Origin of the sequence: Cupriavidus sp. U2 (assembly GCF_009663685.2) — a bacterium.
Classification (GTDB): domain Bacteria; phylum Pseudomonadota; class Gammaproteobacteria; order Burkholderiales; family Burkholderiaceae; genus Cupriavidus; species Cupriavidus necator_C.
The window spans coordinates 286545-310671 of the sequence record NZ_RCOG02000006.1; the positions used below are offsets into that span (position 1 = coordinate 286545).

The following is a 24127-nucleotide window of genomic DNA, read 5'->3' on the forward strand; positions in this document are numbered from 1 at the left end:
TGCGCCGGGGCGGCTACGGCTGGCGCGGGATCGAGAAGGCAAAGCGGCTGCCGTGCGGCGCCAGCGCCTCGGCGCGCAACTGGCCGCGATGCGCTTCGACAATCGACTTGCAGATGGCCAGCCCCATGCCCATGCCGTTGACCTTGGTGGTGTAGAACGGCTCGAACACCTGCTCGGCAAGGTCCGGCCCGATACCGGTTCCGGTGTCGGCCACGCTGACTTCCAGCCACTGGTCGTCGAGCAGGCGCGTGGCCAGGTGCAGCAAGCGTGGCCTGTCGTGGATCTCGCCCATGGCGTCGATGGCGTTGACCACCAGGTTCAGGATCACCTGCTGCAACTGGATATCGTCGCCAAAGGCATGCGCGGGTTCGGCATCGAGCGACAGCTTCAGTGCAATTTGCCGCCGCTCGATCTCGTTGCGCGAAATCGCCAGGATATGGCGGATGGCCTGGTGGATGTCCACCTGGGCCAGCACCGGCGCGGCGTTGCGCGTCAGCGCCTGCAAGCTGCGGATCATGTCGCCCGCGCGCTGGCCCTCGCTGCGGATCGCCTCCAGCCCCTCGCGCGCATTGGCGATGTCGGGCGTGGGCCGCGCCAGCCAGCGCAGGCTGGCGCCGGCATTCGACACGATCGACATCAGTGGCTGGTTCACCTCGTGCGCGATCGACGCGGTCAGCTGGCCCACCGTGGTGGCGCGCGCCACGCGGGCCAGGTCGGCCTGGGCGCTGCGCAACGCGTCTTCGGCCTGGCGGCGCGCGGTGATGTCCGTCACCGTGCCCACGTAATCGAGTTCGCCATTTTCGCCGGGCAACGGCTTGCCAATGGCGGCCAGGTAGCGGATCGATCCGTCGGACCGCACGATGCGGTGCTCCACGCGGACGGTGGCCTGCCGCGCGACATGGGTCTCGGTGACGTGCCGCACCATCTCGCGGTCCTCGGGATGCATGTGCGACAGGAAGACCGCGAACGGCAGGTCGTGCTGGTCGGGGTCGAGTTCGTAGATGCGGCGCAGTTCGTCCGAGCCCGTGAAGCGGTCGCGCTTCAGGTCCCAGCGCCAGCTGCCCGTGTGGCTGACACTTTCGCCCATGGCCAGCGATGCCTCGCTGGCGCGCAGTTCGCGCTCCACCTGCTGGCGGCGTTCGTTTTCGGCCAGCAGGTCGTCGTAAAGCCGTGCCGTGCGCAGCGAGATGGCCGCCTGCGAGGCGATCAGCTCCAGCACGCGCGTGCGGTCCAGCGTGAAGGCGTCGCGCACCAGGCGGTTTTCCAGGTAGAGCGCGCCGATGGCCTCGTTGTGCCGCAGCATCGGAATGCACAGCGCGGAGATGTCCGCCATGCCCGACGGCTCCGACAGCTCCGCCGGGTGGCCGCCCCGCCCGAAGTACGGGTCGGTCGCAAACGGGTTGGCGCCGACCGACGTGCCGGCCATGGCGGCCTGTCCCGTTCGCACAGCCGTATGGAGCATGGTCACGGGCAGTGCGCTGGCGGTGACCGGGTCTTGCGTGACCCGCACATGAATGCCATCGGCCGTGGTGTCCGCGCTGGCCTCGACGACCGGCCCTTCGGGGCGCATGCGGATCAGCAGGCCGCGTTGGGCGCCGGCGTACTCGAGCACGATCGTCATCAGCTTGTCGATCAGGCGGTCGAGACGGATTTCCTCGCTCAGTGCCCGGGATGCCTTGATCACGCTCTCGGCATCGAGCGTCTGCGCGCTGGTGCCCAGATGCCAGGTACGCAGTGGCGTGGCATCCACGATCTCCGGATGGTCGGATTCCAGCTGCCGTGCCTTGCCGACGGCGCCCCAGCGCAGGTATGCGTCGCGCGCATGGCGACGATGCGCGGCGGCCGCCGATGCCAGTCCATGCGCGTCGCCAAGCCGCGCCGCGCGCTCGTGGGCCATGGCCGCAACCTGCACGAAGCCGTGCGCGGTGGCATGGGCGATGGACTGTTCGTAGCGCGACATGGCCGTCAATGCGTCGCCTTCCAGCCGGGCCAGTTCGGCCTCCACCAGCAGCGCCTTGTCGGCGAACGTCAACGGGTTGGCCTGCGCCCAGTCGCGCAGCTTGCGGGCATCGGCACGCAGCATCTGCCAGGCTGCCGCATCGGGCGCCGCCGGCGACGCGTCGAGCCGGGCGGCAAGCGTCAGCGCACGCATCAGATGGAAGTCGAGCTGATGGATATGGGCCGGCGCCGACCAGGCGAACGTGGCCGCGTGGTCGAGACACCGTGCGGCCGCATCGACGTGGCCGGCCAGCAGCAGGACGTTCGACCGATACACGGCCTGCCAGAACTCGAACGTGCTGAGGCGTTCCTCGGCGGGCGCCTGATCCGTCGGCACGCCAGCGGCCTGCCAGGCGAGCGTCCGCAGCCCGTCGACGAACCGTTGTTGCAGCAGCAGGATGGCCTCCACGTCGCCGAACCGGGCGGCGCGTACGAACTGCAGGCCGCGCGCGATTTCGGCCTCGACATCGTCGAGCGGATCGCCACGCGCCAGCATGACGGCCACGACATGACAGCACGCATAGCAGGCCGTGGTGATGTCGCCGTGTGCCACGCCCGCGGCAAAGCCGGCCCGTGCGCACTCGATCGAATAGGACAGCGGCTGGGTCCACACGCTGAGCTGGTCCAGCGGCAACAGGGTGCGCGCTTCGTGCCCGGCGTAGCCGGGACGCGTGGTCAGCCGTCGTGCCAGTTCCCCGTAGCGAAAGCCGTCGTGGTATGCCCCATAGCGATGGCACACCAGCACGCCGAGCCAGCCGAGCGACGCCGTGGCCGATGCGTTCATGCCATGTGCCAGCGTGAGCCGCATCATCTGGCACAGCGTGGCGAACGCCAGGTTCGGGTCCGTGAAGCTGGCCGGAATCTGCAGTGCCGCCAGCAGGCCCATGGCGGCGTCGATGCGGGCGTCGGCCACATCCGGCAGGGCAAGCAGTGCGTCGAGCCGCGTGGCGTCGAGCTGCGGCCGGATCCCGGCATACAGCGCATCGCACAGCGCATCGGAGGGATGCGGCGGCAGGTCGATGCCGAAGCCATGCAGCCCCTCGATCGCTTGCTGTACCGCCAGTGCATTCTCGGACCGTCGCATGTGGATTTCGATCTTCAACCGGTATACGCCGGTCTGCCGCAACGGGCCGGTCGGCCGTTGGAGCAGTTCGGCGGCCAGCGCCAGCGCCTCGTCGAGCCGGCCTTGCAGGAACCAGCAGTGCGCCTGTTCCTCGCGCAGCGAGAACACCAGCCCGTCGGCGGCAGCGGACGGCATGCCCGGCCCGCACGCGCGGCGCAGGCCGCTGTCGATGTATTGCAGCGCCGCGGCGTAGGCGGCCGTGCTGCGAGCGCGCCGCGCGGCGTCCAGAAACAGCGTGGCGATCGCGCGGGCGTCGTCGATCGACGTCTGCTGCGTCTCGCCGTGCATCAGCAGGTCTGCGGCGCGGAACAGCAGGTCGTCGCGCCCATCGTGCCGGGTCGATTGCGCGAGCAGGCGTCCTGCACGCAGGCTGAGCCGGGCGCGTGCGGTCGCGTCGAGGCCGTCGTGTGCGGCTTCCTGGATGCGGTCGTGCGTGAAGAAGTACGCCTGCTCGGCCAGCATCAGCAGCCCTGCGGCACGCGCGGGCGCCAGCCGGGCATGCAGTGCGCGTTCAGACAGGTCGAAGATGTCGCAAAGCAGCGCGACTGGAGAAGGGCTGCCCAGGCACGCCATGCCGCGCAGGCAGTCGCGCGTTTGCGCCGGCAGCCGGTGCAGCCGCTGGAGGCACAGTTCGGCCACGTTGTCGGTGTAGCTGCGCTGCTCGATGGCCACCAGGTCGAATTGCCAGCTCTCGCCCTGGGCCGAGCAGTGGATCAGCCGTTCGTCGGCCAGCGTCCGCAGGAACTGCCTGACGAAGAACGGGTTACCCAGCGTCTTGGCGTGGACCCGCTGCGCCAGGGTCTGCACGGCCGGCTCAGGCATGCGCAGGGCCTCGGCGAGCAACGTGGCGACCGATGCCACCGACAGGTTGGGCACGGCGATGTCCCGTACGGCCGCCTGCTGGCGCAGTGCGGCCAGCGGCGACGCGTCAGCGGTGCGCGCGCTGCAGACCAGCAGCAGGGGCAGCGGCGTCGAGGCATCGGCCAGGCGCGCCAGAAGCTGCAGCGACGGCTGGTCGAGCCACTGGATATCGTCGATCAGCAGCACGAAGGGCAGGTCTGGCTGCGCAAACGCCTGCACCAGCTGGCGCATCGCGATGCCGACGTGCACATCGGCATCGGCGCCTTGCGCGGCGGGCGGCGCCGGAAAATCAGCGACCAGCAGTCGCAAGGCCGGTGCGATGCGTGCCGCAACCTGCCCGTAGCTGCCGAGGCCCTGCGCCAGCCGCAGTTGCCACATCCGCACCGCCTCTTCGGGCAGGCCGAGGATCTGATGAACCAGCATGCGGAAGGCATCGGCCAGGACAGCGTAGGGCACGGCCTCGCGGGACGGGTCTGCTTTGCCGATCGCGCACCACGCGCGCCGCGCCTGCATGGTCTGGAGGAAAGCCTGTGTCAGGGTGCTCTTGCCCGCCCCCGATGGCCCGGTCAGCGCCGCCACGGCCGGTGTGCCACTGGCCTGCACGCTGGCGAAAGCGTCGGTCAGGGCGGCAAGTTCGCCGTTGCGCTCGTAAAGGCTGTCCGGCAGCGCCAGATCGGCGGAGATGTCGCGCTCGCCGGTTTCGAACGGTTCGATATGGCCATGCGAATGCCATGCGTCGACGCACCGGTTCAGGTCGGCTTGCAGTCCGGATGCGGTCTGGTAGCGGCGCGACGGGCTTTTTTCGAGCAGCTTGAGCACGATTCGCGACAGCATGGACGGCACGCCGGGTGCGATGGCATCGGGCGGCAGCGCCGTGCCGGCGACGTGGCCGTGAATCCATTCGCCAAGGTCGTCCGGGTTCCTGACGCCAAACGGCAATTGACCGGTCAGCAACTGGTAGACGATGACACCCAGCGCGTAGAGATCGCTGCGCGCGTCGATGGCATGCCGCGTGCGCCCTGTATGCTCGGGCGACATGTACGCCGGGGCTTCGCCCGCCAGCATGGTCAGGGCGGGGCGGTCGGCGTCGGGCTGGGAGGCGTGGATAGCAAAGCCGAAGCGGCCGATCCGGCAGCGTCCCGCGTCATCGACGAACAGGCTGCACGGCGTGATGGCCCGATGCACGAGGCCGCACTCGTGTACGGCCTTCAGCGCCGCGCTGGCACCGAGCGCGATCGACAGCACCTGCGCCACGGGCAGGCGCCGGCCTGCCAGGGCGGACACCGGCGTGCCGGCGTGGTCGTCATAGACGGCTGCCACGCCCTGGCGGTAGCGGGTGAGCGCGCGCGGCACCAGCGCCCATTCCGCGCGCAGCAGTCCGCGCAGTGCGAATTCGGTCTCGATGCGCCGCGCGGCATCGGGCTCCGCGCGCGGGGACGCCGCGTGTGCCAGCATCAGCGTGCTGCCGGTACGGGCATGCACGCCGCGCGAGAGCGCCACGATGCCATCCTGCACGCAGGCCTCGAAGCAGTATTCCGACAGGGAGAGCGCGTCGTGCGGGCCGTTCCGAAGGTGAGTCGGCAGGCTGGATTCGTCGGTCGTCATGGGGCGGCGCCGGAGAAAAATGGGAGACCTGGGAGCGGGCCTAGTTTCCGGGGCGGATGTGCAGGGCGTCCTCGATGCAGCCGATGATATCCGTATCCTGAAAGGGCTTGTTCAGGAAACAGGCTGCGCCGGCGTCGCGGGCACGCTGTTCGTAGCCTTCCTGTGCGAAGGCGGTCATGAAGATGACGGGCATCCTGTGCCCGCGGGCGCGCAGCGCCTCGCACAGGGCAAAGCCGTTCATGCCGGGCATCTGCACGTCGGTGATGACGCAGTCGATGCCGGCGATCGATGCGGATGCCAGCAGTTCCGAGCCGCCGCCATAGAGTTCCGCGGTCATGTCCAGCGAGCGCACCAGTCTGCCCATGGCATGCCGGACGGAGGCGTCGTCGTCGACAATGGCAATCACGGGGGTGGCAGTCACACGGAATCCTTGAGAAGTCTGGAGCGGTGACAGGGGCCATCGCTCGCGCACAGCATAATCCCGCCGGGCCATGCTCGACATCATACGGTGGTATTGCCGGTGTTCCGCCGACAGCGAAAGTCGGCGCAGCGACCATGATCCGCGCGGAAACCCACAAGGATATTCGCTTCGGCCCCGCTCCGCCACGAATCGGAGCGAACCCATACCAAGGTATGAGTGACGCCCCGTGCGTGGCATCCGACCTCAGAAGTTGTGCCGCATGCCCAGGGCGAACGTCTGCGGGTCGGCCCCGGCGCTGACGCCCAGTTCGTTGATCGCGAAGTCGTAGATCGCGTTCTTCCTGTTGTTGATGCGGCTGTAGAAGACGAACAGCGCCGTGCGTTTGGACAGCGGATAGTCGTAGCCGACCGTGAACTGCGTGGCGCCGGTCTCCGGGCCGCTGCGGAAAAAGCCGATCGTATCGGTGGACGACCCCGTGCCGTTGGCGGCCAGCGCAACGCCCAGCCGCACGCTGCCCGGGCCCAGCTGCTGCACCAGCGACGCATAGTAGCCGTTGCGCTGCAGGTCGCCGGTGTCGGTGCGGTAGTGCAGGTGTTCGTAGAGCGCCGAAATGCGCGTGCCCTTGAACAGCTGGTAGGCCACGCCTACCTTCAGTGCATCGTCGTTGCGCCCGGCGGCCTGGTAGTGCTGGTGGATTTCGTAGGCCAGCGTGGCGTTCAGCGGCCCCTGGTCGTAGACCACGGCGACCGAATACAGCGCCGGATTGCGCGCGACCGTGTTTTTCTCCTCGGGCAGGCCCCAGCCCAGCCAGACGCTGACGCCGGCCAGCTGCGGCGTGCGGTACTGCAGGATGTTCTTCTGGCGCCGGTCGAACGAGCTGGTGTCCTGCACGTTGTCCGAGCTGGACGTCGAGCCGTTGCCGATCAGCGCCATGTAGCCGGCCGTGGTCGGATAGTACGGGTCGTACGCCATGGTCGACTCGGTATAGGGCGTATGCCAGTGCCCCATGAACAGCAGGCCGTAGTCGCCCTGCAGGCCGATGCGCGAATTGCGCGTGGCGATGCCGCCCTGGCCGTTGTCGATCGAGAGGTTGCTTTCGATCTGCCAGACGGCCTTGAGGGAGCCGCCCAGCCCTTCCTCGCCGCGCAGACCCCATACCGAGCGGTAGTTGGTCTGGCGGACCACGCTGCCCAGCGACGTGCCGTCGGTGGCCGTGCTGGCGCGCGAGTATTCGATGGCGGTGTTCAGCCGGCCGTAGATCGTCACGGCGTCGGCCGCCAGCGCCGATGCGGGTGCGGCCAGCGCCGCCAGCAACGCCAGCCCGTCAGTGCGCCGCATCGGTCTTTTCATCGGCCTTTGCCGTCAGCGTGGCTGGTCCGGGCGTGCCGGTGATCTTCGGCACGCACTCGGAATGGAACCACGAGAGGGTCACGGGCTCGCCGGCGATCATGCGCTTGATCGGCGGCACCACCTGTTCGCCGATCAGCATGCCCAGCAGGCCGATCAGCGCCACGGCCGGCGGCGCGGGCGAGCGTACCTGCATCAGGGCATAGATGATGCCGACCAGGATGCCGGCGCCAAGAGAGACAAGATAGATCTTCATGATGGTCTCGCAATACAACAACACAACAAAACAACGAAACGGCAGATGTCGGGGTCAGCGCGTGGCGCCCGGCAGCCCCACGCCCAGCAGGTGCCGCACGCGCGGCGGCTCGCTGGCCACGTGGAACCGGGCCACGTCGCGCTGCAAGTCGGCATCGGCATTCGGCACGCGCCGATGCTGGCGCAGGTGTTCGGCCCACGACTCGACCAGGAACCATTCGGTCAGCAGTTCCGGGTTGGCCGGGTCTTCCATGACGCCCCAGTTGAAGGCGCCGTCGCGCAGGCGTTCCTCGGACAGGTGATGGACAGCGCGCAGGAACGCCTCGCGGTTGGCCGCCGGAATGCAGTATTCGATCAGGATCATCACCGGACCGCGATCGTGGGCGATGTCGTCGGCCATCTCGGGTTCGGGCCAGTGATGCGCCGGCCCCAGGTCTTCCTCGCCGCGCGGCAGGCGGATGCGGTTCAGCAACAGTGCCGCCACGACCAGGCCCGCGCCGGCAATCAGCAGCGCGTGCGGCGTGCCCAGTGCCTGGGCCACAAAGCCCCACAGCAGGCTGCCGCCGGCCAGCGCGCCGTTGAATACCATCTGGTAGACAGCCAGCGCACGGCCGCGCACCCAGTTGGGCAGGATGGCCTGTGCCGCGCCGCCCAGCGTGGTCAGCGCCAGGATCCACGCCGCGCCCAGCACCAGCAGCAGCGGCAGCGCCAGCCACACCGGCGGCGCGAACGAGAGCCCGGCCATGACCACGGCGGTTGCGATGGCGGACACCAGGATCACGCCATCGCCATCGAGGCGCTTCTGCAGCGTGGGCATCGACAGCGCGCCCAGGATGGCCCCTGCGCCAACCGCGCCCAGCAGCACGCCGTACAGCCCGGCGCCGCCGTGCAGCAGTTGCCTGGCCACCAGCGGCAGTAGCGCCCATACGCTGCTGCCAAACGCGAAATGCACGGCTGCACGTAGCAGTACGATATGAAGCTTGCTATGGGCCCGCGTGAAGCGCAGCCCGGCGCGGAAGGCGCTGAAGAAATGCTCGCGTAGCGGATCGCTCGGCTGCACGGGCCGCTTCCACCAGATCAGCGCGCCGATCACGAACACATAGCTGATCAGATCGGCACAGTAGGTGGCGGCCGCGCCGAACCCGGCCAGCAGCAGGCCGCCCATGGCCGGGCCGATGGCGCGCGCGATATTGACGCCCAGGCCGTTCAGGGCCACGGCCTGGCGCAGCGTATTCGCTGGCACCAGTTCGGGCACGATGGACTGCCAGGTCGGCCCCATCATCGCCGCGCCGATGCCGCCGGCAAACGCCAGCGCGATCAGGATCTCGATCGTCAGCCCGTTCTGCCACGACAGGAAGGCCAGCGAACCGCTGACCGCCGCCAGCGCGATCTGGATCACGATCAGGAAGCGCCGGCGGTCCAGGATATCGGACAGCACGCCCGCCGGAATGGCGAGCAGGAAGACCGGCAGCGTGGCCGCCGCCTGGATGGTGGCGACGGCGGCCGGCGACGACGACAGGTCGGTGGCCAGCCACGCACTGGCCACATCGCGCATGAAGCTGCCGATATTGCCCAGGATCGTAGCCACCCAGAGGACGGCGAACGTCGACTGGGCCAGCGGCGCGAACGAGCCGGACGGCTTGGCCGTGGAGGTTGCGGCAGCCTGTGTCATGCGCGGCCCCGCGTGCGCAGGTCGTGCCAGGCGACCAGCAGGAAGCCGCCCACCAGGCCCAGGTGCTCGAAGAACGCATTCATCAGCATGAAGTAGGCATCGGGCGGGGCGCTCCAGAAGCGGTTGGCCATGAAGGTGGCGGCCAGCGTGAAGGCGGCCAGCGCCAGCGCGCCGACCCAGCGGTACACGCCGAGCAGGATCATGGCCGGCGCGGCCAGTTCCAGCGCGATCGTGGCCGCCGCCATCGGCACGGCGGGACTCAGGCCAAAGTGCTGCATCTCGGCCACCGCGCCGGAGAAGTCGAACAGCTTGACGAGCCCGCCTTGCAGGTACGCCGCGCACAGCAGCAGCAGGGCGATCCAGTGCATCCAGCGTGGCAGCCGGTGCGTGGTGTCGCCGGCCGCCGCCAGCGGGGAAGAGGTATAGGGCATGACGGGTCTCCGGTTCAATGCAATGCGGATGGCGGGATGCAGCCGGCGTCAGAACGCCCAGCAGGAGCAGCCCAGGGCGCCCCAGAAGCTGCTTTCGTCCGATGTCGGCACGCTGGACGTCCACGCCCTGGCATGCGCGTGGCCATGCACGCCGCACGAACTGGCGCAGCCGCAGGCGGTGTTCATCGCCAGCTGCCTTGCCTTGGCCGTCGGGCGCGGCTGGTACTGGCTGCCATGGCGGGCCGGCGACCAGTCCGGCATGGCCGGCGGGATGGCGGGCGAATGCGTGCCGAACTCGTTGTCGCCGTAGACCACCTTGCCGCCCAGCACCGTCATCACGGACGTGATGTCCTGGATGTCGTCGCCCGGCACGGCGAAGTAGTCGGCCGACAGCACGGCCAGGTCGGCCAGCTGCCCAGCCTTGATCTGGCCCTTCTTGCCTTCTTCGGACGAGAACCACGTGTTGGCCTCGGTCCACAGGCGCAGCGCCGTCTCGCGGTCAAGCAGGTTGGCTTGCGGATACATCGACATGCCGCCCACGGTCTTGCCGGTGGTCAGCCAGTACAGCGACACCCACGGGTTGTACGACGCGACGCGCGTGGCATCGGTGCCGGCGCCCACCTTGACGCCCTTTTCCAGCATCTTCTTGATCGGCGGCGTGGCTTCGGCAGCCTTCGCGCCGTAGCGTTCGACGAAATACTCGCCCTGGTAGGCCATGCGGTGCTGCACCGCAATGCCGCCGCCCAGTGCCGCGATGCGGTCGATGTTGCGGTCGGAGATCGTTTCGGCGTGGTCGAAGAACCAGTTCAGGCCGTTGAACGGCACGTCCTTGGCCACCTTCTCGTAGACATCCAGCGCGCGGTCGATGGTCTGGTCGTACGTGGCGTGCAGGCGCCACGGCCAGCGTTTTTCGGCCAGCAGGCGGATCACCGGCTCCAGGTCGGCTTCCATCGACGGCGGCATGTCGGGGCGCTCGACGCGGAAGTCCTCGAAGTCGGCGGCCGTGTAGACCAGCATTTCGCCGGCGCCGTTGTGGCGGTACAGGTCGTCGCCCTGGCCCGGCTTCACCGTGGTAGTCCAGGTCTTGAAGTCGCTCAGTTCTTCCTTGGGCTTCTGCGTGAACAGGTTGTAGGCCAGACGTACCGTGAGGTTGCCCTCCTTGTGGAGCTCCTCGATGACGTTGTAGTCCTCGGGGTAGTTCTGGTAGCCGCCGCCGGCATCGATCACGCCGGTCACGCCCAGGCGGTTCACTTCGCGCATGAAATGGCGCGTGGAGTTCTTCTGGTACTCGGGCGGCAGCTTCGGACCCTTGGCCAGCGTGGCGTACAGGATGGTCGCGTTGGGCTTGGCCAGCAGCAGGCCGGTGGGATTGCCGCCCTTGTCGCGAATGATCTCGCCGCCCGGCGGGTTCGGGGTGTCCTTGTTGTAGCCCACGGCGCGCAGCGCGGCGCCGTTCAGGATGGCGCGGTCGTACAGGTGCAGGATGAACACGGGCGTATCGGGCGCCACGGCGTTCAGTTCCTCGATGGTCGGCAGGCGCTTTTCGACGAACTGGTGCTCGGTGAAGCCGCCGACCACGCGCACCCATTGCGGCGCGGGCGTGCGGGCGACCTGGTCCTTGAGCATGCGCATGGCATCGGCCAGCGACCGCACGCCGTCCCAGCGCAGTTCCATGTTGTAGTTCAGGCCGCCACGAATGATGTGCATGTGGCTGTCGATCAGCCCGGGAATGGCCCGCCGGCCATTCAGGTCGATCACTTTCGTCCTGGCAGCCGCGAGCTTCATGATCTCGTCGCGCGTGCCCACGCTGAGGAAGCGGCGGTCCTGGATGGCCACGGCATCGGCTTGCGGGTTGGACTTGTCAAGGGTGGTGAACTTGCCGTTGACCAGGATGAGATCGGGAGTCGGGTTCGGTGACATGGCGAAAAGCTCCGAAGAGGCTGCCGCGCCGAGCGCGGCGGCCGAGGCGATGAACTGCCGGCGGGTAACTGACATGGTTTCAGGCGGCTCAGGCGTTCAGGAAGGCCAGCAGGTCGGCATTGACCTGGTTGGCGTTGATCACGCACATGCCGTGCGAAGCGCCGGGGTAGACCTTCAGCGTGGCGTTCTTGACGATCTTGGCCGACAGCCTGGCCGCGTTGTCGATCGGCACGATCTGGTCGTCGTCGCCGTGCAGGATCAGCGTGGGCACGTCGATCTTCTTCAGGTCCTCGGTGTAGTCCACTTCCGAGAACTCCTTGATGCACAGGTACTGGCCCAGGATGCCGCCGGCCATGCCCTGCGCCCAGAAGGCGTCGATGGTGCCCTGCGATACCTTGGCGTTGGGGCGGTTGAAGCCGAAGAACGGCGTGGCCAGGTCCTTGTAGAACTGCGAGCGGTTCTCGGCAACGCCCTTGCGGATGTTGTCGAACACTTCCAGCGGCAGGCCGTTCGGGTAGGCGGCGCTCTTGGCCATGGTCGGCGGCACGGCGCCGATCAGCACGGCCTTGGCCACGCGCTTCGTGCCGTGGCGGCCGATGTAGCGGGCCACTTCGCCGCCGCCGGTGGAGTGGCCAACCAGCGTGGCACCCTTGATGTCCAGCGCGTCGAGCACGGCGGCCAGGTCATCGGCGTAGGTGTTCATGTCGTTGCCCTGCGCCGGCTGGTCCGAGCGGCCATGGCCTCGGCGGTCGTGGGCGATCACGCGGAAGCCCTTCTGCACCAGGAACAGCATCTGGGCGTCCCAGGCGTCGGCGTCGAGCGGCCAGCCGTGCGAGAACACCACCGGGCGGCCCGAACCCCAGTCCTTGTAGAAGATGCGCGTGCCGTCCCTGGTGGTCACGTAGTGACCCTGCTTCGACTGGCGGCCCGCGGCCGGTGCGGCTTCCGCGGCAGCCGGCGTCAGCGCGGCCATCGATGCCACGGTGGCAGCGGCTGCGCCCATGGTGCTGCCGACCAGCAGCTTGCGGCGCGACGCGTCGTGTTGTTCGGCCTGGGATTGGGGGGCGATGTTGGACATGAGATATCCCTGCAAGAAGTAGTTCAGATTGTTTGAGTTATCGGCCCGGCGCATTTGCTGGCTATTCGCCGGCCGTGCTGCGATGGCATGAACTTTAGCGGCGCGAATGCGGTGGCTGCCGCACTCGCGCTGTACATTTCATTCAAATAAATTGAATGTCTTTGACGGGGCCGATTAGCGTGCCGGCACCGGCGCGATGGATTCATGCGGCGTGCCGGTGCGCTGGGCGGCCTTGTGGACCATCGTGTAGGCGTAGTCCACGCCCATGCCGTAGGCGCCCGAGTGTTCCTTGACGAGCTTCATCACGGCGTCGTAGGTGTCGCGGTGCGCCCAGTCGCGCTGCCATTCCAGCAGCACCTGCTGCCAGGTCACGGGCACGGCGCCGGCCTGCACCATGCGCTGCATGGCGTAGTCGTGGGCTTCCTTGGTGGTGCCACCCGATGCGTCGGCCACCATGTAGATCTCGTAGTCGCCTTCCAGCATGGCGCACAGGGCGAAGGTGGTGTTGCAGACTTCGGTCCACAGACCGGCCACCACCACCTTCTTGCGGCCGTTGGCCTTCAGGGCGTCACGCACCTTCTGGTCGTCCCAGGAATTCATCGAGGTGCGTTCCAGCGTCTTGGCATTCGGAAACACGTCGAGGATTTCCGGGTACGTGTAGCCCGAGAACGATTCGCTTTCGACGGTGGTGATGGTGGTCGGCACGTTGAAGATCTTCGCGGCCTTGGCCAGGCCCACCACGTTGTTCTTCAGCGCCTGGCGGTCCATCGATTGCACGCCGAAGGCCATCTGCGGCTGGTGGTCGATGATGATCAGCTGGCTGTTCTGCGGGGTCAGTACTTCGAGCTTCGGGTTCGACATGATGAAAATTCCTTGAAACGAAGGTTGGGGCTGGGCGCGGACGGCGCAGCGTGCGCTGGCCCGTCCGGCACCGGGGTTGCATCGAAGTCGTCATGCCTGGAGACAGGCAGGATGCGACCCGACGCAAGACTAGACGGCACATGCGTCTGCAGCCATTGGCCCATCGTATTAGGCGATCGTGTCTACGGATTAGCGGTCCGCCGCGGCGTCCGCGAGCGAACTTGCAGGCGCCGGGCAAGCGGCGACCGGCGGGCGTGCGATCACGCCAGTGGACAGGACTGGACATGGGCAACGGGGGCGACGGGATAACAAGGCACGCGCAGGGTAGGCGGGCGCGCGCGGCTTTGCCATACCCACTTGGTATAGGTCCTGGCGGCCCCGCCGACAAGCAGGGTTTTGCGGGCCGTTTTGGCGGCGCTGTCCACTCAGCCAATGGTATGGGTGGCGAAGCGGCGCCCGCTGTGCTGAAATGCTGGGCGCGCCCCGGGCCATGTCGCTCCCGTGCGCGCGGATTTAGCCTGACTTGCCGCCCGTCGGGCGGCACCGCAACATGCCCTCAAGGACCTTGGAGAACAGAACCGTGACATCCCAGAGCGGGGACCCTGCCGGTACGGGCGACGACGACGCGATGGTGCTGATCGTCGATGACGACGCCATGCTGCGCGCCGGCCTGGGCAATCTGTTCCGGTCGGTGGGGATGCAGGCGGCGCTGTTCGGCTCGGCAGCCGAGCTGCTGGAATACCGCTTGCCTGATGTGCCGTGCTGCCTGGTGCTCGACGTGCGGCTGCGCGGACCGAGCGGGCTCGACCTGCAGACCCGCCTCGCGCAGATGGGTGTGCATATCCCGATCATCTTCATGACCGGCTACGGCGATATCGCCATGACGGTGACCGCCATGAAGGCGGGCGCCGAGGATTTCATGGCCAAGCCGTTCCGCGACCAGGACCTGCTCGACGCCGTGTCGGCGGCCATCGAGAAGGACCGGCTGCGTCGCCGGGGCCTGCGCAAGGTGGAGGAGATTCGCGGCAACTACGCCACGCTGACGCCGCGCGAGGCGGAAGTCATGGGCATGGCCGTCTCGGGCCTGCTGAACAAGCAGATCGCCGGGGAAATCGGCATCAGCGAGGTGACGGTGAAGATCCACCGTGGCCAGGCCATGCGCAAGATGCGCGCCCGCACCTTTGCCGACCTGGTGCTGATGGCCCAGCAGATCGGCCTCTGCAAGGCCGAGCAGTAGGGCAATCTGTCGGCAGGCCGGCAGGCCGGTCTGCCAGCGTCCCCGGGCACGCGCCGGGGATCAGGCTCAGCCGAACTTGCGGGCCGCGTCCAGCGCCAGCCCTGAACCGATACCGCCGAACAGGTCGCCTTCCACGCGCCGCGCGCCGGGCAGCAGCCGCGCCAGTTGCTCGCGCAGCATCGGTACGCTGCTGGAGCCCCCGGTGAACAGGATGGTATCCACCGCATCGGCCGGAACGCCGGCCGTCTTCAGCATGCCCTTCACGGTGCTGGCCGTCTTGTCGACCAGTTTCGAGATCGACTGGTCGAAATCGTCGCGCGTGACTTCCAGCGTGGTATCGGGCGCGATGCGCGCGAGGTCCATGGTGGTGAGCGGCGCCTCGGACAGCGCAATCTTGGCGGCTTCCACCTGGATCGCCAGCCAGTGTCCCGCACGGTCCTTGATCAGGCGGATCAGGCGGTCCAGCTTCTCGGTTTCGGCGGCATCGCGATAGTTGTCCATCACGATGGCCCAGGCGCGGCGCGTATAGACCAGGTTGATCGTGTGCCAGCTGGCCAGGTCGAAATACTGGCCCGACGGCATCGCCTTGCCGTTGCGCAACTGGCTGTTCAGGCCCAGCATCGGCATGACGCTGGCCAGGCTCAGTGCGCGGTCGAAGTCGGTGCCGCCGATGTGCACGCCGCCATTGGCAAGGATGTCCTCGCGGCGGTCGGCCTTCTTCGCGCGTGCCGGCGACAGGCGCACCAGCGAGAAGTCGGACGTACCGCCGCCGATGTCGGCCACCAGCACCAGTTCCTCGCTGCCGATGCCGGCCTCGTAGTCGAAGGCGGCCGCAATCGGCTCGTACTGGAAGGCGATGTCCTTGAAGCCCGCGTCGCGGGCAATCTCCGCCAGCGTGTCTTCGGCAAGCTGGTCGGCGGCGGCATCCTCGTCGATGAAGTGAACGGGACGTCCCAACACCGCCGCGCTGAACTGGCGGCCGGCAGCGCGCTCGGCGCGGCCCTTCAGTTCGCCGATGAAGTGCGCCAGCAGCTTGCGGAACGGCATGGCCTGGCCCATGACCTCGGTGCTGTCGTCCATCATCGACGTGCCCAGCAGGCTCTTGAGCGACCGCATCATGCGGCCTTCGTAGCCGGCCAGGTAGTCAGCCAGCGCTGCGCGCCCGTAGCTGACGAGCGGATCCTCGGCGTGGAAGAAGATCACCGATGGCAGCGTGGACTTGTCGTCTTCCAGCGGCAGCAGCGTGGGTGCGCCGGGACGCAACCAGCCGACGGTGGAATTGGACGTGCCGAAGTCGACGCCGCAAGCGTTTGAGATCATGGGAATGCAGGGGTTCAGGTACAGCAGGATGCAGGCGGCGCGCTTGTCCGCTGCCATTTGGCGGAGCGGATCGGGTGCCGTTGCGTGGGGCGCTATTGTAGGGGTTTTCCTGGCATGGATGGAAACCCACAGCGCGGCATGCCATCGGGGATCACCCCATGCGGGTTTATGCCAACTGTTCTGCACACCGGCGTTGCAGTCTACTGAAGTCGCAGGTTGCAGTGTGACTGACCGGTACGACACCACCGGCCAGCCGTTTGGAAAACCGACTGGAGACAATACCATGGTGACCAAGCAGGACGAATCACGCATTTTCCGCGAACTGGTGGCGCTGGCCACGCTGGAGGCTCTGGGCGGCGCCATTGCACTAGGCTTCGTGTTCAATCTGCTCACATGACGCGACGCGACGAGGGGGGCCGCCACTGACGGCCCCTTTTCCGTTTCCGGCCGCGTCCTGCCCCCGCATCCTGGCCGAAGGGCCGGTGCTGGTGATCCATGCGGCCTGATCGGCAGGATCGACGAGCCTCCGGCAGCCTTGCCGGAACCCCACTAGAATGGCGCATCGCCCGGCAAGGTGCCGGGCCAGACCTGGGAGTCTAGGATGCGTATTCTGGTGGTCGGTGCCGGCGCGACGGGCGGCTATTTCGGAGCACGGCTGTTGCAGGCCGGGCGTGACGTGACCTTTCTGGTGCGCGCACGGCGGGCTGGGCAACTTGCCGAGCATGGGCTGCGCGTCAAGAGCCCGCACGGCGATCTGCATATCGCCACGCCCCCGGTTGTTCTCCCGGAGCAGATCGCCGCGCCGTACGACGTGGTGCTGCTGAGCTGCAAGGCCTATGACCTGGCCGGCGCCATGGATTCGATCACCCCGGCCGTGGGCCCGGACACCGTGATCGTGCCCCTGCTCAACGGCATGCGCCACCTGGACCAGCTCGATGCCCGCTTTGGCGCGGCCCGCGTGATGGGCGGCCGCTGCATGATTTCAAGCACGCTCGACGACCAGGGCACCATCCTGCATCTGTCGGCATTCCACATCCTGTCGTTTGGCGAGCGCCCGTCGGGCAATAGCCCGCGCGCGCAGGCGCTGGCCGAAGTGTTCGGCAACGCCGGCTTCGACGTGCAACGCAGCGACGCGATGCTGCAGGACATGTGGGAAAAATGGTTCTTCCTGGCCACGCTGGCGGCTTCCACCTGCCTGATGCGGGCCACCATCGGCGACATCCTTGCCGCGCCGCGCGGCCGCGAGACCATCGCGGCCCTGCTGGACGAATGCGCCGCCATCGCGGCAGCCAACGGCTATCCGGTGCGCGAGCCGGCGATGCAGCAAGCCAGGACCACGCTGTTCACGGAAGGCTCGCCGATCACGGCGTCGATGCTGCGCGACGTGGAGCGGGGCGCCGCCATCGAATCCGACCAGATCGTCGGCGACCTGCTTGCACGCCGGGGCAGCACCGACGCGCCCACGCTCGCCATGGCACTGACCCACCTGAAGGCGTACGAGGCCCGCCGGGCGCGCGGCGGCTGACGTCAGGCCCCGCCGCCGTCGATGCTGGCTTCGCTGTTCGCGGTGGCTGTGGCCGTGCGCGCGCGCAGCCAGGCCAGCAGTTCGGCTTCGGGCATCGGACGCACCGCCTCCAGGCTGCGCACCCGTGTTCCGCCTTCGGCAAAGATCGGCTGGAGCCACACCTCCAGCGTGTCGTCGGCCAGCGCACGCGGCAGGTCGCGTTCGATGTCGCGCTGCATCTGCAGGTGCCGGTGCAGGTCGTCGTCGAACACGTACACGCTGTTGCGGCCCGCCCGCTTGGCCGCGTAGAGGGCCGCGTCGGCGAACAACAGCATGTCGGTATAGGTGCAAACTGGCGCGCGGACGCCGGCATCGGCGCTCAGGCTTCGACGGTGGTGCCCGCGTGCTGTTGCCAGAACGCCAGGAATTCGGCCACCGGCATGGCCTTGCCGAACAGCCAGCCCTGGCCGTACTGCACGCCGCGTTGCCGTAGCGCCACGCGCTGCGCTTCGGTTTCGATGCCTTCGGCCACCATATCGATGTCCAGCGCACGGGCCATCCCGATGATATGGGGCCCGACCGACTTCGACGGGGCATCGGTCGTCATCGAGCCGACAAAGGCCTTGTCGATCTTGATACCGTCCACGTCCAGGTCATGCAGATAGGCCAGGCTCGAATAGCCGGTGCCGAAGTCGTCGATCAGGATCGGGTGGCCGGCCTTGCGGAAGGCCGCGATCATCTCGCGGCAGGCGGTGTCATTGGCAAAGCCGCGCTCGGTCACCTCGATCCAGATCTGCCCGGCGCGCACGCCGGCGCGCGCCAGTGCCGCACTGATAGCGGGCAGCGTGTCCTGTGCGCGGAAGTCGTCCGGCGAAAGGTTGATCGATACATGCATGGCCGGATCGGCGGCAAGGTGCGGTCCCAGGTCTGCCAGCACGGCCTCGATCACGCACGTGGTGATGGCATGGATGGCACCGACCGATTCGGCCATCGGAATGAAGCGGTCGGGCAGCGCCACCGAGCCGTCCGGCATGCGCCAGCGCACCAGCGCCTCGGCGCCGACGCAGCGTCCGTCGTCGAGCGCCATCACGGGCTGGTAGACGGCGAAGAACGCCTTGCGGCGGATGGCGTCCTGCAGCAGGTACTTGGGGCTGCGCAGGCGCCGGCCCCAGCGCAGCATCAGCCAGGCCGCCAGGGCGCTGACCAGCAGCGCCACGGGCAGGCCGACGACCAGCAGTTGCCGCCAGGTGCCCGTCATCGCGTCGAGCGGTTCGTAGGCCACCACGGCGAATGGCAGGTGTTGCGACTGCTTGACGTCCAGATAGCGGTCCCGCCGCACCTTGCCGTCGAGCTTCCCGGCCCATGCGCGCTGCAGGGTGGCCGTATCGGTGTCGCCCCAGATCGCCACGGCCTTGCCCGAGCGCGTGTCGATCATGCCAAGGCGAATCTGCGCATCGAGCGGCACGATATCAATAAAGAACTGCGCATCGACCACGGCCACGTGCCGCCCCACGCGAAACTGGACGGCCGGCGGCGGCTCCCCGGCGGCATCGATGCGATACAAGGCCCGCAGCGCCGGCAGCGCGGTCCAGTGCGGATTCTGGCCTTCGATGCTACGCAGCGCCCCCGGCACCGATGACGACGCGCACAGCAGCTGCTCGCCATCGAGAAAGACGATCTGGCGTGCGTAGCGGTGATGGAGGTCGGCCTCGCGCATGGCGTCCAGATGGGCCTGGGTGCATGGCATGCCGCCAAACTGGTCGGCCTGGCGGGCGGCTTCGACGGCATCGCGCGCCACCGCTTCCACACGCAGCAGCGCGCGTTCGGTGAAGGCGTCCACACGCTGGCGGAACAGCTGCTCGGCCAGCTCGCGCGATACCCATGTGGTGAGCGCCACCGGGCCGCAGACGCCCAGCGCGATCGCGCAGAACATGAAGAGCCAGAGGCGCCGGGTCATTGGGTCAGGGTGGATGGAATGCGAGGCAGCATAGCAGAACGATCTCCATGACATATCTGATATTGCGCATGCAGCGACTGGCTGTCGGGCTGCCGCGCGTCCGCGTCTGGCGCCAGCTTGACAGGGGTCACGCGCAGCGCGGCCGCGCATTCGACATTTCACGACAGGACGAACCTTTTCCGGTCCGCGCGCTGCGAAGATGGCCGTATCGCCCATTCGCCCGGAAACCGTGATGGATTCGTCCCTTGATGCCTTGCCCGCGCTGTGCTCTCCTGGCGTGGCGCGCGCCGCCCATGCCAGCCCCGCAGACCCCATTGCGGCGGTCACGCATCCCGACCCCTATCCCTGGTATCGCCGCCTGGCGCGCACGCGTGCGTTCCATTACGACGTGTCGCTGAAGCTGTGGGTGGCCGCAAGCGCCGCCGCCGTGGCGGAGGTGCTGGACCATCCCGATGCCCGCGTGCGTCCGCCTGGGCAGCCGGTGCCGCCTGCGCTGGCCGGCGGGCCGGCGGGGGACCTGTTCGGCCGACTGGTTCGCATGACCGACGGCCCGGCCCACGCTGCCCTGAAGGCCATCGTGCTGCGCTATCTGGTCGGGCTGGACCTGGGCCTGGTGCGCGTGCGCGCCCATGCGCTGGCAGCGGCGCTGCCGCGCATGACGGGCGACGATGCGCACGAAGCCATGCGCTGGATGTTCACCTTGCCCGTGCTGACCGTCGCGGACCTGCTGGGCCTACCGCTCGAACGCGACGCCGATGGCCATGTTTCCACGCGGGTGGCGGGCTTCGTTTCCACCTTTGCGATGGCGATGTCGCCGCTGGCCACGCCGGCCGAAGTGGAAGCGGGCGCGGCGGCCGCGCAATGGCTCACGCAATGGACGCATGACTGTACGCCGTCGGCGCCTGCGGGAACGCTGCTGCATGCGCTGTCGCAGGACACCGCGCTGGCGGGCATCGATACCCCGACGATGGTCGCCAATGCCGTGGGGCTGATGATCCAGGCGTGCGAGGCCACCGCCGGCCTGATCGGCAACACGCTGGTCCATCTGGGGCGTACCGGCCAGGCCGCCGGCCCGGACAGTTGCGCCGATGGGCTGGTGGCACACGTGGCCCGCCTGGACCCGCCCGTGCAGAACACGCGGCGCTTCATGGTCGCCGACGCCACGCTGTGCGGCCAGCCCGTTCGTGCCGGCGATGCGGTGCTGGTGCTGCTGGCCGCCGCCGCGCATGACGCTGCCGGGGAGGTGGCCCCAACGGCGGCGGGCCGCCCCTGGACATTCGGTGCCGGGCGTCACGGCTGCCCCGGCGATGCGCTGGCCCAGGTACTGGCCGCGTGTACCGTGCAGGCGCTGCTGTCGCGCGGGATACAGCCGGCGCGACTGGTGGATCGCGTACGCTATCGACCATCGGTCAACGCCCGGATTCCGCAGTTTGACGTACAACCCTGAACCATAAGAAGGAGCCCCCGATGATTGCCGTGATCTTCGAAGTCGAGCCTGCGCCCGGGCGCCAGGACACCTACCTGGACATTGCCGCCCACCTGAAACCGACGCTGGAGGCCATCGACGGCTTCATCTCGGTGGAACGCTTCCAGAGCCTGACGAACCCGGGCAAGCTGCTGTCGCTGTCGTTTTTCCGCGATGAGGCAGCCGTACTGGCCTGGCGCAATACGCTCGACCACCGCCAGGCGCAGGCGGCCGGGCGCGGCGGCGTGTTCGCAAACTACCGGCTGCGCGTGGCGCAGGTGTTGCGCGACTACGGTCTGCGAGAACGCGACGAAGCGCCGGCCGATAGCCGCGCCGTGCATGACGCGGGCGGCCGTTGACTGCTGCTTGACGGATTGACCGCATCCGGGCGGTCTCCGACGCGCCGGTTCATGACAATCTGACATATTCGTCCCGTAGACTCGTGCATCATCGCAGCGGAGGTCTGACCACGCAGCAGCGGAAACGAAAGGGCGATGCGGCATGAAACGGCGCACGGGCGGCACCAAATTGTGGGCAACGCTGAGCAAGCAGGCGACGCGCAGCGCACGCCAGTTCAGCCGCACGGTCAGCAGGACCGTGACCGATCCGATGGTGCGCGCGGCCCGGCAGCAGGGCCAGGCCGTCAGCAAGGCCATGGGCCGCGCCGTGGGCAAGGTGGCGCGCCAGGCCCTGACCGGCGTGGTGACACCGGCGCGCGTGCCGGTCAGCAAGAGCGGCGGTTCCTGGGAGGAAGGCCTGTGGGGCTTCAGCCTGGGGATCGGCAGCGTGGGGCAGCGCCGCTACCGGGTGTTCGTTCCGCCCGGCGTCAGCGCGGCCCGGCCCGCGCCGTTGCTGGTCCTGCTGCACGGCTGCGGGCAGGATGCCGCCAGTTTTGCCGCGTGCGCCCGTGTGGCCAAGGTGGCGCGCGACGCGCGCTGGGTCGTGCTGATGCCCGAGCAGTCGGTACACGCCAATGCCCAGCGTTGCTGGAACTGGTTCCGTCCCGCGGCGCGCGGTGCATCGGAAACCGCGCTGCTGATGTCGATGATCGACCATGTCAGCCAACGCTACGCCATCCTGGCCCATCGCGTCTGCGCGTTCGGCCTGTCGGCGGGCGGCGCCATGGCGATGATGCTGGGCCTGCGTTATCCGGATCGCTTCGCGGCCATCGGTTCCCATTCGGGCGCCGCGCCCTTTAGCGCCATCAATGCCACGCAGGCGCCAAAGGCCATGCGCGGCGATCGGGCGCCCGACGCCGTGGCGGCCCGCCTGGCGCTTGCCGGGCGCTCCCCGCCCCCGCTGCTGTTGCTGCACGGCGACGAAGACAGCGTGGTGTCCTACGACAACGCCACGTCTACGGCCGCGATGTGGCTGGAACTGTTGCCGCCGGGCACCCCGGCCCCCAGGGCACTGCCGGCCAGGCGCGTAAGGCGTGGCACGCGGCGCGCGGTGGACGTGTTCGACTGGCAGGCGGGGCCGCGTCCCTATCTGCGCGTGGTGAAGGTGGAAGGGCTGCGCCACGCGTGGAGCGGCGGCGCGCCCGGACAGGCGTTCTCGGACCCCAGCGGGCCTGACGCGCTCAAGATCGCGCTACGCTTCTTTTCGGTGAACGGGCGCCAGCGGGAATGAGCCCGATAAACGGGCGGTGAATGCGGTCTTTCGAGGACAGGTCGATCCAGCTGTGATAATCAGGCACGACTTTCACTTGTGCAGTGAAAATGATCAGACTCGACGACCTTCATCTTTTTGTACGAACCGCGGCGCTCGGCAGCTTTTCGAACGCTGCCCGCGAGGCCGATCTGCTGCCCGGCCAGGTCAGCGCAGCCATCCTGCGGCTGGAAAAGGAACTGGATATCCGGCTGTTCGCCCGGTCGACGCGCAGCCTCCGGCTGACCGCGGAGGGGGAGCAGTACCTGCCTTATGCCGACGAAGTGCTGGCGATGCTCAAGGAAGGCCGGGAGCGCATGCATGGCGAGCAGACGGCGCTGCAGGGCACCCTGAAGATTGCAGCGCCTTCCGACCTGGGGCGCAATGTCCTGTTGCCACTGCTGACGGCGTTCCAGGCATCGCACCCCAAGCTGGTGCTCCGGCTGTCGTTGTCCGACCAGGTCACCGATGTATTTCGGGACCCGGTGGACATCGCCATCCGCTACGGCGCGAACGAAGGCGCCACTTACGTGGCGCTGCCATTGGCCGAGCACAATCGGCGCGTCCTGGTCGCTTCGCCGGACTACCTGCAACGCCATGGACGTCCGGCATCGCTCGATGACCTGCTCATGCACCAATGCCTGCCGTTTGTGCTGGGTGGCCGCCTGTACGATCGCTGGCACTTTCCAGCGGCCGGCATGCGGCGACAGATCACGATCAAGGGCACGCTGCTATGCGATGACGCGGAGATCGCGCGGCGCTGGGCCATCGACGGACGCGGCATCGCGTACAAGTCGTGGATAGATGTCTGTGCCGACGTCGAGCAGGGCCGGCTGGAACTGCTGCTGCCCGAGCAGCCCGGCGAGCCGGTGCCGCTCAATCTGGTGTGCCCGCACCGCCGACAGTTTTCGCCGGCCGTGCGGTACCTGCACGCAATGCTGCGTGAGCGATTGCTGGAGATGAGCGAAAAGATGCGTACCTACACGCGCTATCCCGTGGGCTGAGTGTGGGCGACAGGTTCGCGGGAAACGCCGTCCGCGACTGCCGCGTCACCCACTGATAGCCTGTATGAAGGTGCCGGACGTCAGCTGGCGCGATCACCCCGCGCCGACCGGCTCGAACACCACATCGCCGGTCGGGCAGGCCACGCAGGGCAGGATGTACCCGTCGTCCTTCTCGTCCGGGCTCAGCCCCGGCCATTCGATCCGATACCGCACGCTTCCCGCGTGCAGCTTGCTCATGCAGGCGCGGCAGGTGCCATTGCGGCAGGAACTGGGCAGGCTCACGCCATCGAGCAGGGCGCTTTCGAGCAGGCTCAGCGACGCCGGCGCGGCAAAGCGTACCTGGCTAGGCAGCACCTGCGCGGTGAATTCCCGGTTGTCGTCCAGGATGTCGGCTGGCATGCCGTATTGCGATTCGGCCATG

The 24127-nt window shown here is 68.0% G+C and carries 19 protein-coding genes; 6 read left to right on the forward strand and 13 right to left on the reverse strand.

What is annotated here, in order from left to right; genetic code table 11:
* Positions 1–13: 13 nt before the first annotated feature.
* The 9 genes from D9X30_RS07125 to D9X30_RS07165 form a co-directional block, all read right to left on the reverse strand.
* Positions 14–5587, reverse strand: coding sequence for a trifunctional serine/threonine-protein kinase/ATP-binding protein/sensor histidine kinase (locus D9X30_RS07125; RefSeq protein ID WP_153947036.1), 5574 nt, complete (start codon positions 5585–5587; stop codon positions 14–16).
* Between the two features lie 40 nt (positions 5588–5627).
* On the reverse strand, positions 5628–5993 hold the full coding sequence (locus D9X30_RS07130) for a response regulator transcription factor (protein ID WP_249640905.1): 366 nt from the start codon (positions 5991–5993) through the stop codon (positions 5628–5630).
* Between the two features lie 258 nt (positions 5994–6251).
* Positions 6252–7346 carry a porin gene (locus D9X30_RS07135; RefSeq protein WP_153947037.1) on the reverse strand — a complete coding sequence of 365 codons (1095 nt, stop codon included), beginning with the start codon at positions 7344–7346 and terminating at the stop codon, positions 6252–6254.
* A complete protein-coding gene (locus D9X30_RS07140) occupies positions 7333–7611 on the reverse strand; it encodes a XapX domain-containing protein (protein ID WP_153947038.1) in 279 nt (92 codons plus the stop codon). The genes D9X30_RS07135 and D9X30_RS07140 overlap by 14 nt, the downstream gene beginning before the upstream one ends.
* A gap of 54 nt (positions 7612–7665) precedes the next feature.
* Complete coding sequence (locus D9X30_RS07145) at positions 7666–9282, reverse strand: MFS transporter (protein ID WP_153947039.1); 1617 nt, start codon at positions 9280–9282, stop codon at positions 7666–7668.
* Positions 9279–9713: a DoxX family protein gene (locus D9X30_RS07150; RefSeq protein ID WP_153947040.1), complete on the reverse strand. Its 435-nt coding sequence runs from the start codon at positions 9711–9713 to the stop codon at positions 9279–9281. Before D9X30_RS07150 ends, D9X30_RS07145 begins: the two co-directional genes overlap by 4 nt.
* A gap of 48 nt (positions 9714–9761) precedes the next feature.
* The gene (locus tag D9X30_RS07155) at positions 9762–11708 is read right to left on the reverse strand and encodes an amidohydrolase (RefSeq protein ID WP_153947041.1); all 1947 of its coding nucleotides are present in this window, start codon (positions 11706–11708) and stop codon (positions 9762–9764) included.
* A gap of 13 nt (positions 11709–11721) precedes the next feature.
* Positions 11722–12636, reverse strand: a complete 915-nt coding sequence (locus D9X30_RS07160) for an alpha/beta fold hydrolase (protein ID WP_228770860.1) — start codon at positions 12634–12636, stop codon at positions 11722–11724.
* Positions 12637–12885: 249 nt separating this feature from the next.
* Positions 12886–13572 (reverse strand): hydrolase, encoded by a 687-nt coding sequence (locus D9X30_RS07165; protein ID WP_153947043.1) that lies wholly within the window; start codon positions 13570–13572, stop codon positions 12886–12888.
* 580 nt (positions 13573–14152) lie between these two features.
* Here D9X30_RS07165 and D9X30_RS07170 point away from each other — a divergent pair.
* Entirely contained in the window at positions 14153–14809 is a 657-nt protein-coding gene (locus D9X30_RS07170; RefSeq protein WP_249640906.1) for a response regulator transcription factor, read from the forward strand.
* A gap of 66 nt (positions 14810–14875) precedes the next feature.
* Here the strand turns inward: D9X30_RS07170 and D9X30_RS07175 are convergent, their stop codons facing one another.
* Positions 14876–16129: an Hsp70 family protein gene (locus D9X30_RS07175; protein ID WP_153947153.1), complete on the reverse strand. Its 1254-nt coding sequence runs from the start codon at positions 16127–16129 to the stop codon at positions 14876–14878.
* Positions 16130–16730: 601 nt separating this feature from the next.
* Here D9X30_RS07175 and panE point away from each other — a divergent pair.
* Complete coding sequence (gene panE, locus D9X30_RS07180) at positions 16731–17654, forward strand: 2-dehydropantoate 2-reductase (protein WP_153947045.1); 924 nt, start codon at positions 16731–16733, stop codon at positions 17652–17654.
* A gap of 2 nt (positions 17655–17656) precedes the next feature.
* Here panE and D9X30_RS07185 read toward each other — a convergent pair whose 3' ends face one another.
* Positions 17657–17968: a hypothetical protein gene (locus D9X30_RS07185; protein WP_153947046.1), complete on the reverse strand. Its 312-nt coding sequence runs from the start codon at positions 17966–17968 to the stop codon at positions 17657–17659.
* A 44-nt stretch (positions 17969–18012) separates the two neighbouring features.
* Complete coding sequence (locus D9X30_RS07190; RefSeq protein WP_194946485.1) at positions 18013–19590, reverse strand: EAL domain-containing protein; 1578 nt, start codon at positions 19588–19590, stop codon at positions 18013–18015.
* A gap of 232 nt (positions 19591–19822) precedes the next feature.
* Between D9X30_RS07190 and D9X30_RS07195 the strand changes: the two genes are divergently transcribed.
* The 4 genes from D9X30_RS07195 (at position 19823) to D9X30_RS07210 (ending at position 23706) form a co-directional block, all read left to right on the forward strand.
* Positions 19823–21037, forward strand: coding sequence for a cytochrome P450 family protein (locus D9X30_RS07195; protein ID WP_228770846.1), 1215 nt, complete (start codon positions 19823–19825; stop codon positions 21035–21037).
* A gap of 20 nt (positions 21038–21057) precedes the next feature.
* Positions 21058–21414 (forward strand): antibiotic biosynthesis monooxygenase family protein, encoded by a 357-nt coding sequence (locus tag D9X30_RS07200; RefSeq protein WP_153947048.1) that lies wholly within the window; start codon positions 21058–21060, stop codon positions 21412–21414.
* 142 nt (positions 21415–21556) lie between these two features.
* Positions 21557–22684: an extracellular catalytic domain type 1 short-chain-length polyhydroxyalkanoate depolymerase gene (locus tag D9X30_RS07205; RefSeq protein WP_153947049.1), complete on the forward strand. Its 1128-nt coding sequence runs from the start codon at positions 21557–21559 to the stop codon at positions 22682–22684.
* Positions 22685–22773: 89 nt separating this feature from the next.
* Positions 22774–23706, forward strand: a complete 933-nt coding sequence (locus tag D9X30_RS07210; protein WP_153947050.1) for a LysR family transcriptional regulator — start codon at positions 22774–22776, stop codon at positions 23704–23706.
* 93 nt (positions 23707–23799) lie between these two features.
* On the opposite strand, the gene D9X30_RS07215 is transcribed toward D9X30_RS07210, so the two are convergent.
* Positions 23800–24126, reverse strand: a complete 327-nt coding sequence (locus D9X30_RS07215; protein ID WP_228770847.1) for a 2Fe-2S iron-sulfur cluster-binding protein — start codon at positions 24124–24126, stop codon at positions 23800–23802.
* Position 24127: the final 1 nt, after the last annotated feature.